This is a genomic window from Streptomyces racemochromogenes (assembly GCF_044129415.1).
In the GTDB taxonomy this organism is placed as follows: Bacteria; Actinomycetota; Actinomycetes; order Streptomycetales; family Streptomycetaceae; genus Streptomyces; species Streptomyces racemochromogenes_A.
In genome coordinates this window covers 1-12,565 of sequence record NZ_JBBDHD010000052.1, presented here as the reverse complement: position 1 = coordinate 12,565, position 12,565 = coordinate 1, and the positions used below count along the sequence as shown (strand labels likewise).

Sequence of the window (12,565 nt, the reverse complement as noted above, 5' to 3'; positions counted from 1 at the left end):
GTTCACTCGACCGGACCCGCCATGTCAAGAACGCGTTCACGCCGTGTTGCGACCGCGTTTTTCCGAGGGGATCGGGCCGAAATGCGGCCGGCCATGGAAGGGCATATATGAGCCAGGGTTTACCGGTGACCTTTTCCACTGTCCGGGACGGATACTTCAACCCGCCCCCGGAGACCCGGTCACTGCGCCGGACCGAGCCGCTGACGCGCATGGAATTCGCCGACGGCCATCTCGGATGGCTCGTCACCGGCTATTCCGCCGCCCGGGCCGTTCTCGCCGACGCCCGGTTCAGCGCCCGCGGCGAACTCAAGCACCCGCCGGTCCCGCGCGCCGCCACCCTGGACGAGGCGCCGGCGGCGCCACCGGGCATGTTCATCCAGCACGACGACCCCGAGCACCAGCGCTACCGCAAGCTGCTCGTCGGGCAGTTCACCGTCCGCCGGATGCGGCTGCTGACGGAGTGGATCGAGAAGATCACCGCCGAGCGGCTCGACGAGATGGAGCGCCTCGGCTCCCCCTCCGACCTCTTCGAGCACTTCGCGCTGCCCATCCCCTCCCTCGTCATCTGCGAACTCCTCGGCGTGCCCTACGCCGACCGCGCCACCTTCCAGCACCACACCCACGTCTGGAGCAGCTTCGGCGAGTCCACCGAGGACGTCACCGCCGCCTTCCTGGAACTGGGCGCCTACCTGGGCGGCCTGGTCCGCCTCAAGCGCACCGCGCCGGCCGACGACATCCTCAGCGGGCTGATCGCCGCCGACCCCGACCTCACCGACGAGGAACTCACCTCGATCGCCTTCCTGCTGCTGGTCGCCGGCCACGAGACCACCGCCAACCAGCTCGCCCTCGGCACCTTCGCCCTGCTGGAGCACCCCGACCAGCTGGCCGCACTGCGCGCCGATCCCTCCCTGATCGAGGGCGCCGTCGAGGAGAGCCTGCGCTACCTGAGCATCGTCCACCACGGCCCCACCCGCGCCGCCCTGGAGGACGTGGAGATCGAGGGCACCCTCATCAAGGAGGGGGAGGTCGTGATGGTCTCCCTCGCCGCCGCCAACCGCGACCCCGAACGCTTCCCCGACCCCGAGTCCTTCGACGTGACCCGGCGCGCCGCCGGACACCTGGGCTTCGGGCACGGCATCCACCAGTGCCTCGGCCAGCAACTGGCCCGCATCGAACTGCGGGTCGGCTTCACCGCCCTGCTGGAGCGATTCCCCGGACTGCGCCTGGCCTGCCCGCCCGAGGAGATCCGGCTCCGCCACGACATGCAGGTGTACGGCGTGTACGCGCTGCCCGTCGCCTGGTGACCGGCGGCCCGCTGCGGGTCGCCGCCGACCGGCGGCTGTGCTGCGGGGCCGGCATGTGCGCCCTGCTCGCCCCCGAGGTCTTCGACCAGTGCGACGAGGGCTTCGTGGTCCTCCTCGACCCCGCCCCGCCCGCCGCCGCGCACGCCGCCGTGCGCGAGGCCGCCGACCAGTGCCCCTGCGCGGCGATCACCCTGCACACCGCCGGCTGACGCCTTCCCGAAACCCCTGCCCCGCGGGGCCCCGCGACGTCCCGGCCCGGGCCTCGCGGCGCCCCGCGCCCTCCGACAGCTGCCCCCGCCCGCCGCGCGAGGCGCGCCCCCACACCCCCGCCCGTCCCTTTCCTCCCGAAAGTCAGGTATCCATCGTGGAACAGCACCTGTCCCGCCGCCGCCTGCTCGGACTGACGGCCCTGAGCGCCGCGGCCCTCGCCGGCGGCACCACCATCGGCGCCCCCCGGGCCCTGGCCGCCGACCGTGCCGACGGCACCGCGTTCGTCCCCGCCGTCGTCATCGGCACCGGCTACGGCGCCGCCGTCTCCGCGCTGCGCCTGGGTGAGGCCGGCGTGCGCACGGTCATGCTCGAAATGGGCCAGCTGTGGAACCAGCCGGGCCCCGACGGCAACGTCTTCGCCGGCATGCTCAAGCCCGACAAGCGCTCCAGCTGGTTCAAGAACCGTACCGAGGCCCCCCTCGGCAGCTTCCTCTGGCTCGACCTCGCCAACCGCGACATCGACCCGTACGCCGGCGTCCTGGACCGGGTCAACTTCGACCAGATGTCCGTGTACGTGGGCCGCGGCGTCGGCGGCGGCTCCCTCGTCAACGGCGGTATGGCGGTGGCCCCGAAGCGCTCCTACTTCGAGGAGGTGCTGCCCCGCGTCGACTCCGCCGAGATGTACGACCGCTACTTCCCGCGCGCCAACTCCATGCTCCGCGTCAACCACATCGACAACGGCTGGTTCGAGAGCACCGAGTGGTACAAGTTCGCCCGGGTCTCCCGCGACCAGGCCCAGAAGGCGGGCCTCGGCACCGTCCACGTCCCCAACGTCTACGACTTCGACCACATGCGGCGCGAGGCGGCCGGGGAAGCCCCCAGGTCCGCGCTCGCCGGCGAGGTCATCTACGGCAACAACCACGGCAAGCAGAGCCTGGACAAGACCTACCTGGCCGCCGCCCTGGGCACCGGCAAGGTCACCATCGAGACCCTGCACCAGGCCAGGACCATCCGGCAGCAGAAGGACGGCACCTACCTCCTCACCGTCGAGCAGCGGGACGCCGACGGCCGGCTGCTGGCCACCAAGGAGATCTCCTGCCGCCACCTGTTCCTCGGCGCCGGCAGCCTCGGCTCCACCGAACTGCTGCTGCGCGCCCGTGAGACGGGCACGCTGCCGAACCTGAGCTCCGAGATCGGCGCCGGCTGGGGCCCGAACGGCAACATCATGACGGCCCGCGCCAACCACGTGTGGAACCCGACCGGCGCCAACCAGTCCTCCATCCCCGCCCTCGGCATCGACGACTGGGACAACCCCCAGAACCCCGTCTTCGCCGAGATCGCCCCCATGCCGGCCGGCCTGGAGACCTGGGTCAGCCTCTACCTGGCCATCACCAAGAACCCCGAACGCGGGACCTTCGCCTACGACGCGGCGACCGACCGGGCGGCACTGCGCTGGACCCGCGACCAGAACACCCCCGCCGTCAACGCGGCCAAGTCGCTGTTCGACCGCATCAACAGGGCGAACACGACGATGTACCGCTACGACCTCTTCGGCAAGCAGGTGAAGGCCTTCTCCGACGACTTCACCTACCACCCCCTCGGCGGCTGCGTCCTCGGCCGGGCCACGGACGACTACGGCCGGGTGAAGGGCTACAAGAACCTCTACGTGACCGACGGTTCGCTCATTCCCGGCTCCATCGGCGTGAACCCGTTCGTCACGATCACCGCCCTGGCCGAGCGGAACATCGAGCGCGTGATCCGGCAGGACGTCACCGCCCCGTAACGGGCGGCCGGCACGCAGGGGAACAGCACGGGGGCCCTCCCCGGCACGCACGCCCGCACGCCCCGAGGCGCTGCGGAACCGTCACATCAGCAGTAGTTCAACGGGTCGATGGAGCACACATGACGCGCGAGTCTGTAGCGATGCCGGAGGAGTCCGGGAAGGGCACCCACGAGGTGATCGTGGCGATCGGGTGGGCGCACCGCCCGCCGGAGGCCACCGGCGCGGACGCGGCGTACGACGCGGAATTCCTCGCGGAGGCCACCGGAGACCTCTCGGACCCGGCCCGCACCGGCGCCCTGCCGTACGGGCCGGCCGCGGCGGAGACCTGGTGGGAGGCGCTGGAGGACGCCGGGGTCGTCCCGGCCGCCGGCCCGCGCCCCGGTGTCTTCCTCGCCGTCCCCGGCGGCGCCGACGCCGAGCTCCCCGCGCAGGAGGAGGCCGCCGCCGCGGTCGGCGCCGCCCTGCGGCTCGCCCCCGGAACCACCCCGCTGCTGCGCCGCCTCCCCGGCGGCCCCGACGCCCTGCGCGCAGCCCACGCCGGTCTCGTCCGGGGCGAGAGCGCCCTCGCCCTGGCGGCGGGGCCCGGCGTACGCCTGCCGGGCGCACCGCACCCCGTGCCCGACGGCTACGGCGCCGTCCTGCTCAAGCCCCTCACCGCGGCCCGCGCAGCCGGCGACCGCGTCCTCGCCACCCTCACGGCCGACGGCCACTTCACCCCGGCCCCGCCCCCCGCCCCGAACACGCCCGCGGCCACGGCCCCCGACGCGCCCGCCCCCGCCCTCGGCGTGCCGGCGGCCCCCGGCCCCGACGCGACCGCAGCCCCCGCCCCCGACGCGGCCACCCCCGGCCCGGGCACCGCCACCGCTCCCGACGCGCCCGCTCCCGGCTCCGACGCGGCCACCGTGTCCCGTACCGGCGCCGGTGGTGGGGGCCGGGGCGGGGAGCCGGGGCCCTGGGTGCTTTCCGCCGCCGGACCCGAGGGGCTGCGCGCGCGGGCACGGCAGTTGCACGGGTACCTCGACGGGAACCCCGGCCTCGAACCCGCCGCCGTGGGGCGGTCCCTGGCCACCACACGGCACCACTTCCCGTACCGCGCCGTCCTCTTCGGCGACGGCCGCGACCGGCTCCTCGACAGGCTGGCCACCCTCGCCGACGGCGGCTTCGCACCCGACGTGGTGCGGGGCACCGGCGCCGCCCGACCGACCGCCTTCGTCCTGTCCGGCGTCGGCGGGCAGTGGCCCGCCATGGGCGGCGAACTCCTCGACTCCTCCCCGGAGTTCCGCGCCGCCGCCCTCCGCTGTGAGGAGGCCCTCGCGCCCTTCACCGGCTGGCTCCTCACCGACGTGCTCCGCGGCGCCCCCGGCGCCCCCGGCCTGGACGGCCCCGACGTCAGCCTGCCCGCCACCTTCGGCGTCCAGATCGCCCTCGCCGAAACCTGGCAGGCCCACGGCGTACGCCCCCGCGCCTACGCCGGCCACAGCATCGGCGAGGCCGCCGCCGCCCACCTGGCCGGCGTCCTCACCCTGGAGGACGCCGCCCGCACCGCACACGCCTGGGGCGACGCCCTGGCCGAACTCGGGGCACGCGGCGGCGACATGCTCGCCGTGAGCCTGCCCGCACACCTCCTGCAGGAGCGGATCGCTCCCCTGGCGGACCGGCTGGTCATCGCCGCCCACAACGGCCCCGTATCCCAGGTGGTCTCCGGCGACGCCGACGCCGTCCGTGCCCTGCGCGCCGCACTGGAGGGCGAGGGCGTCCGCTGCGGCGGCGTACGCCTCGGCGCCGCCGCCCACTGCGCGCACGTCGACGCCGTCCGCGACCGGATGCTCTCCGCCCTCGCCGGCCTCGCCCCCCGCGCCGGCCACACCCCGCTCTACTCCTCCGCCACCGGCGGCCTCGTCGACGGCCGCACCCTCGACCCCGGTTTCTGGTTCGAGGCCCTGCGCCGCCCCGTCCGCTTCGAGCAGACCACGCACGCCCTGCTGGCCGACGGCCACGAGGCCCTCGTGGAGATCGCCCCCCACCCCATGCTGACCGCGGCCATGCAGGAGACCGCCGCGGCCGCCGGACGCCAGGCCGTCACCCTCGCCACCCTGCGCCGCGGCCAGGGCGGCCTGCGCCGCCTGCACACCGCCCTCGCCGAGGCCTGCGTCCAGGGGGTCGACGTCGACTGGGCGGCCGCCTTCCCCGGCGCCCCGGCAGACCGCGTACCGCTGCCCGCCTACCCCTTCCGGCGGCCCTCCGCCGACGCGGCCCCCGCCCCGGCGCCGGCCGCCCGGCTCGCCCTGCTGCCCGAGGCCGACCGCGAGCACACCGCCGCCGCGCTCGTCCGGTCCCTCACCGCCGCCCTGCTGGGGCTGCCCGGCCCGGATGCCGTCACCCCCGGCCAGGCCTTCCGCGACCTCGGCATGGACTCCGTCACCGCCGTCGAGCTCCGGGGCCGCCTGAACGAGGCCACCGGACTCCTCCTGCCGCCCACCGTCGTCTTCGACCACCCCACCCCGGACTCCCTGACCCGCCGGCTCCTCGCCGAAGCCCTCGGCACCCACGAGGACCCGGCCGACGCCGACACCGGCACCGCCGCCTGGGACGAACCCGTCGCCATCGTCGCCATGAGCTGCCGACTGCCCGGCGGCACCGACAGCCCCGAGGCCCTGTGGCGGCTGCTCACCGAGGGCGGCGACGCCGTCTCCGCCCTGCCCGCCGACCGCGGCTGGGACGTCGAGGGCCTCTACGACAGCGAGCCGGGCCGCCCCGGCCGCTACTACCAGCGCGAAGCCGGCATGCTCCCCGAAGCCGCCGCATTCGACCCGGAGTTCTTCGGGATCTCCCCGCGCGAGGCCCTCGCCATGGACCCCCAGCAGCGACTCCTCCTGGAGACCGGCTGGGAGGTCCTCGAACGCGCCGGCATCGACCCCGCCACCCTGCGCGGCACCCGCACCGGCACCTTCGTCGGCGCCATGAACCAGGACTACGGTCCCCGCCTCCACGAGGCGCCCGAGGACGTCAGCGGCTACCTGCTGACCGGCAACAGCGTCAGCGTCGCCTCCGGCCGCCTCGCCTACACCTTCGGTTTCGAGGGCCCCGCCGTCACCGTCGACACGGCCTGTTCCTCCTCCCTCGTCGCCCTGCACCTGGCCGCCCAGTCGCTGCGCACCGGCGAATGCTCCCTGGCCCTGGCCGGCGGCGTCACCGTCCTGCCGACGGCCGGCTCGTTCGTCGAGTTCAGCAAGCAGCGCGCGCTGGCCCCCGACGGCCGCTCCAAGGCCTTCTCCGCCGACGCCGACGGATTCGGCCTCGCCGAGGGCGCCGGCATGGTCCTCCTGGAGCGCCTCTCGGACGCCCGCCGCAACGGCCACCGGGTGCTGGCCGTCCTCCGCGGCTCCGCCATCAACCAGGACGGCGCCTCGAACGGGCTCACCGCGCCCAGCGGCCCCGCCCAGCAGCGCGTGATCCGCCAGGCCCTGGCCAACTCCGGGCTGACCGCTGCCGACGTGGACGCCGTCGAGGCCCACGGCACGGGAACCCGGCTCGGCGACCCGATCGAGGCCCAGGCCCTGCTCGCCGCCTACGGCCGCGGCCGGCCCGAGGAGCGGCCCCTGTGGCTGGGCTCCCTCAAGTCCAACATCGGCCACACCCAGGCCGCCGCGGGCATCGCCGGCGTCCTGAAGTCCGTCCTGGCCCTCCAGCACGGTGTCCTGCCCCGCACCCTGCACGCCGACGTCCCTTCCCCGCACGTGGACTGGAGCGCCGGACGGGTCCGGCTGCTGACCGACGCCGTCGACTGGCCCCGGTCCGGCCGTCCGCGCCGCTACGGCGTGTCCTCCTTCGGCATCAGCGGCACCAACGCCCACGCCATCCTCGAAGAGGCCCCCGCCGAGCCCCGGGCCGAATCCCAGTCCCCGGCCCCCGCCGAACCTCAGGCCGCAGCCGGAGCCCCGGCCTCGGCCGAGCCCGTCACCGCGGCCGCGGCCGAGAGTCCCGCAGCCAAGACCCCTGCCGCCGCCGAGGGCCCCGCCGCCGAGGGTCCCGTCGTTCCCTGGGTCCTGTCGGCCCGCACCCCTGCGGCCCTGGCCGCCCGCGCCGAAGCCCTCCTCGCGCACACCGCCGCGCACCCCGGCAGCCGGCCCGCCGACATCGGACACGCCCTCGCCACCACCCGTACGGCCTTCGAACACCGCGCCGTCGTCACCGGAGCCACCGAAGCCGAACTCCACGAGGGACTGCGCGCCCTCGCCGCCGGCGTCTCCACGCCCCGCACCGCCCAGGGCACGGCCTCCGACGGCCGCCGCGTCGCCTTCGTCTTCCCCGGCCAGGGCTCCCAGTGGGCCGGCATGGCCGTCGGACTCCTCGACACCTCCGCCGTCTTCCGCGAGCGGATCGCCGACTGCGGCCGGGCCCTGGCCCCGTACGTGGACTGGTCCCTGGAGGAGGTCCTGCGCGGCGCCCCCGGCGCCCCCGCCCTCGACAGCGCCGACGACGTGGTCCAGCCCGCGCTGTGGGCCGTCATGGTCTCCCTCGCCGAACTGTGGCGCTCCTTCGGCGTCGAGCCCTCCGCCGTCATCGGCCACTCGCAGGGCGAGATCGCCGCCGCCGCCGTCTCCGGCGCCCTCGGCCTCGACGACGCCGCCCGCGTCGTCGCCCTCCGCAGCCGCCTGCTCGCCCGCCTCGCCGGACTCGGCGGGATGGTCTCCGTGCCCGAACCCCTCGCCGACGTCACCCGGCGCCTGGAGCGCTGGGGCGACCGGCTCGGCATCGCCGCGATCAACGGCCCCCGCTCCACCGTCGTCTCCGGCGACGCCGACGCCCTCGACGAACTCCTCGCCGACTGCGCAGCCGACGGCGTCCGCGCCAAGCGGGTCCCCGTCGACTACGCCTCCCACTCCGCCCACGTGGAACTCATCGAGGCCGAACTCGCCGAAGCCCTCGACGGCATCACCCCGCTCACCCCGAGCGTGCCGTTCTACTCCACCGTCACCGCGGAGCCCGTCGACTCCGCCGCCCTCGACGCCGGCTACTGGTACACCAACCTCCGCACCACCGTCCGCTTCGAGCCGGCCGCCCGCCGCCTCATCGCCGACGGCCACCAGGTCCTCGTCGAATGCAGCCCGCACCCGGTGCTCGCCATCGGCCTCCAGGAGACCGCCGAGGACGCCGCCGCCACCGTGGACGTCCTCCCCTCGCTGCGCCGCGGCGACGGCGGCTCCGCCCGCTTCCTCACCTCCCTCGGCGAGGCCTGGACCCGGGGCGTCCCCGCCGACTGGGCCGCCGCGTTCGCCGGGCTGCGCCCGCGCCCCGCCGACCTGCCCACCTACCCCTTCCAGCGGCGCCGCTTCTGGCTGGACACCGCCGCACCGGCCGCCACCGCGAGCGGCGCCGCCCACAGCGAGGAGGAGGCCCGCTTCTGGGCCGCCGTCGAGAACACCGACGTCCGGGCCCTGACCAGCGCGCTGGACCTGACCCCCGACGCCTCCCTCGACACCATGGTCACCCGCCTCGCCGACCGGCGCCGCCGCTCCACCCGGACCGCACGCGTCGACGGCTGGCGCTACCGCGTCACCTGGACCCCCGCCGCCGCCCCGGCCCGGCGCGGCAGCCGCGCCGCGCTCACCGGCACCTGGCTGCTCGTCACCACCACCGCCCGGCAGGACAGCGCCACCGCCACCGCCGTCCACGACGCCCTCACCGCCTGCGGCGCCCGCGTCGAACACATCGCCCTCGACCCGGCGGCCCACCCCGACCGGCAGGCCGTGGCCGCACTCCTCACCGAACGGACCGGCCGGGACGGCCGGAGCGCCGACACGGTCACCGGGGTGTTCTCCCTGCTGGCCGAGGACCCGTCCGACACGCCCGGGCACCGGGTGCCGACCGCCCTCGCCGCCACCCTCGCCCTCGTCCAGGCCCTCGGCGACGCCGGCGTCGACGCCCCCCTCTGGTGCGCCACCTCCGGGGCCGTGGCCACCGGTCCCGCCGACCCGCTCCGTCACCCCGCCCAGGCCCAGATCTGGGGGCTCGGACGGGTCGCCGGCGCCGAGTACCCGCAGCGCTGGGGCGGCCTCGTGGACCTGCCCGAGGCCCTCGACGCCCGCACCCTCGAACTCCTCACGGGACTCCTCGCCGACCCCGCGGGCGAGGACGAGCTCGCCGTCCGCGCCACCGGAACCCTCGCCCGGCGCCTCGTCCGCGCCCCCGCCGGCCAGGCCGCCCCCACCGGCGAGCACACCCTCGCGCGCCCCCACGGCACCGTCCTGATCACCGGCGGCACCGGCACCCTCGGCGCCCACGTCGCCCGCTGGCTCGCCCGCTCCGGAGCCGCCCACCTCCTCCTGACCAGCCGCAGCGGCCCCGACGCCGAAGGCGCCGCCGCACTGCGCGAGGAACTCGCCGCCCTCGGCTGCCGCGCCACCCTCGCCGCCTGCGACGCCGGCGACCGCGCCGCGCTCGCCGCGCTCCTCGCCTCCCTGCCCGCCGAACACCCCCTCACCGGCGTCATCCACACCGCCGGAGCCCTCGACGACGGCGTCCTCGACGCCATGACCACCGACCGGCTGGAACACGTCCTGCGTCCCAAGGCCGACGCCGCACTCCACCTGCACGAACTCACCGCCGGCCTCGACCTCGACTTCTTCGTCCTGTTCTCCTCCATCGCCGGCGTCGTCGGCAACGGCGGCCAGGGCGGCTACGCCGCCGCCAACGCCCACCTCGACGCCCTCGCCCAGCAGCGCCGCGCCCAGGGCCTGCCCGCCACCGCCATCGCCTGGGGCTCCTGGGGCAGCGGCCGCATGATGGGCCGCCACGCCGAGGAACACCTCACCCGGCGCGGCATCCTCCCCATGCCCGCCGACCTCGGCATCGCCGCCCTGCGCCGCGCCATGGAACACGACGACACGGCCGTCACCGTCGCCGACATCGACTGGGAGCGCTTCGTCCGCGCCTTCGCCCACACCGGCGACTACCCGCTCCTGCACCGGCTGCCCGAAGCCCGCCGGATCCTCGACGACGCCGCCGCGCCCGCCGGCCCGAACGGCTCCGCCGCGGGCGGCCCGGCGCTCGCCGGTCAGCTCGCCGCACTCACCGGCCCCGAACGGCTGCGGACCCTCGTCGAACTCGTCCGCACCCAGGCCGCGACGGTCCTCGGCCACTCCGGCGCCGACGCCGTCCAGCCCCGACGCGCCTTCCGCGACACCGGGTTCGACTCCCTCACCGCCATCGAGCTCCGCAACCGCCTGGCCGGCGCCACCGGCCTGCGGCTGCCCACCACCGTCGTCTTCGACTACCCCAACCCGTCGGAACTCGCCGCCCACCTCGACACCCTGCTCGCCGGCGGCCCGCAGCCGGGAACGCCCGCCACCGCGCCCACCGACCGGCCCGCCGACGACGAGCCCATCGCCATCGTCGCCATGAGCTGCCGCTTCCCCGGCGGGGTGACCTCCCCCGAGGAACTGTGGACGATCCTCTCGGAGGGCCGGGACGCCCTCTCCGGCTTCCCCGAGAACCGCGGCTGGGACCTCGACGCCCTCTACCACCCCGACCCGCAGCACCCGGGCACCACGTACGCCCGTGAAGGCGGGTTCCTCCACGACGCCGGAGCCTTCGACGCCGCCTTCTTCGGGATCTCCCCGCGCGAGGCCCTCGCCATGGACCCCCAGCAGCGACTCCTCCTGGAGACCACCTGGGAGGCCTTCGAACGCGCCGGCATCGACCCCGCCACCCTGCGCGGCACCCGCACCGGCACCTTCGTCGGCTCCAACGGCCAGGACTACGCGTCGGGCCTGCGCCAGGCCCCCGACGGGGTCGAGGGATACCTGCTGACCGGCCGGGCCGCGAGCGTCGTCTCGGGCCGACTCGCCTACACCTTCGGCCTGGAGGGGCCCGCGCTCACCGTCGACACGGCCTGCTCCTCCTCCCTCGTCGCCCTCCACCTGGCCGTCCAGTCCCTGCGCCGGGCCGAATGCGACCTCGCCCTCGCGGGCGGCGTCACCGTCATGTCCGGACCCGGCATTTTCATCGAGTTCAGCCGCCAGCGCGGCCTGGCCCCGGACGGCCGGTGCAAGGCCTTCGCCGCCGCGGCCGACGGCACGGGCTGGGGTGAGGGCACCGGCATGCTGCTCCTGGAGCGGCTCTCCGACGCCCGGCGCAACGGCCACCGGGTGCTGGCCGTCGTACGGGGCTCCGCCGTCAACCAGGACGGTGCCTCCAACGGCCTGACCGCCCCCAACGGCCCCTCCCAGCAACGGGTCATCCGCCAGGCCCTCGACGACGCGGGCCTCACGCCCACCGACGTCGACGCGGTGGAGGCGCACGGCACGGGCACCCGGCTGGGCGACCCGATCGAGGCGCAGGCCCTCCTGGCCACCTACGGGCAGGAACGGGAGGCCGACCGGCCGCTGTGGCTGGGCTCGCTGAAGTCCAACATCGGGCACACGCAGGCCGCGGCCGGTGTCGCCGGCGTGATCAAGCTGGTCCTCGCCCTCCAGCACGCGGAACTTCCCCGCACCCTGCACGTGGACTCCCCGACCCCGCACGTCGACTGGTCCACGGGCTCCGTCGAACTGCTCTCCGCCCCCGTCGCCTGGCCCGAATCCCCGGACCACGTCCGCCGGGCCGGAGTATCCGCCTTCGGCGTGAGCGGCACCAACGCCCACGTGATCATCGAACAGGCCCCCGCCCCGGCCGCCCCCGAGCCCGGGCCGGCCGCGGACGGCATCGCGGACGGCGAAGCGGGCAACGCCCCGGAGGCCGCCCACGCGGCCGAGGACACCGCGCCGCGCACCTCCCTCGCCTGGCTGCTGTCCGCGAAGAGCACCACCGCGCTGCGCGCCCAGGCCCGGCGCCTGCGCGCCCACCTCGCCGAGCACGAGGAGGCCACCCCGGCCGACATCGGCTTCTCCCTCGCCACCGGCCGGGCGGCCCTCCAGCACCGTGCGGCCGTCGTCGGCACCGGCCGCGCCGAACTGCTCCACGGCCTCGACCTCCTCGCCGACGACGACGCGGCGGGCACCGCACCCCACGTCATCACCGGCGGCACCGACCCGGCTTCCGGAGGCGAACCGGGCCGCAGCGCCTTCCTGTTCTCGGGGCAGGGCAGTCAGCGGCTGGGCATGGGGCGCGAACTGTACGCCGCCCACCCGGTGTTCGCCGACGCCTTCGACGCCGCCTGCGCCCACCTGGACGGACACCTGGAACGACCCCTGCGTGAGGTGGTGTTCGGTGAGGACGCCGCGTTGTTGAGCGAGACGCGGTATGCGCAGCCGGCGCTGTTCGCGGT

At 75.7% G+C, this 12,565-nt stretch carries 4 protein-coding genes; all 4 read left to right on the top strand.

All coding sequences use genetic code 11. From position 1 onward, the window contains the following. Window positions 1-125: 125 nt before the first annotated feature. Window positions 126-1,304 carry a cytochrome P450 gene (locus WDV06_RS20155; RefSeq protein WP_395511168.1) on the top strand — a complete coding sequence of 393 codons (1,179 nt, stop codon included), beginning with the start codon at window positions 126-128 and terminating at the stop codon, window positions 1,302-1,304. After that, the gene (locus WDV06_RS20150; RefSeq protein WP_395511167.1) at window positions 1,301-1,513 is read left to right on the top strand and encodes a ferredoxin; all 213 of its coding nucleotides are present in this window, start codon (window positions 1,301-1,303) and stop codon (window positions 1,511-1,513) included. The genes WDV06_RS20155 and WDV06_RS20150 overlap by 4 nt, the downstream gene beginning before the upstream one ends. Before the next feature lie 155 nt (window positions 1,514-1,668). Continuing rightward, window positions 1,669-3,297, top strand: a complete 1,629-nt coding sequence (locus tag WDV06_RS20145) for a GMC oxidoreductase (RefSeq protein WP_395511166.1) — start codon at window positions 1,669-1,671, stop codon at window positions 3,295-3,297. A 119-nt stretch (window positions 3,298-3,416) separates the two neighbouring features. Next, window positions 3,417-12,565 (top strand): type I polyketide synthase (locus WDV06_RS20140; protein ID WP_395511165.1); only part of this gene is annotated, 9,149 nt, incomplete at its 3' end.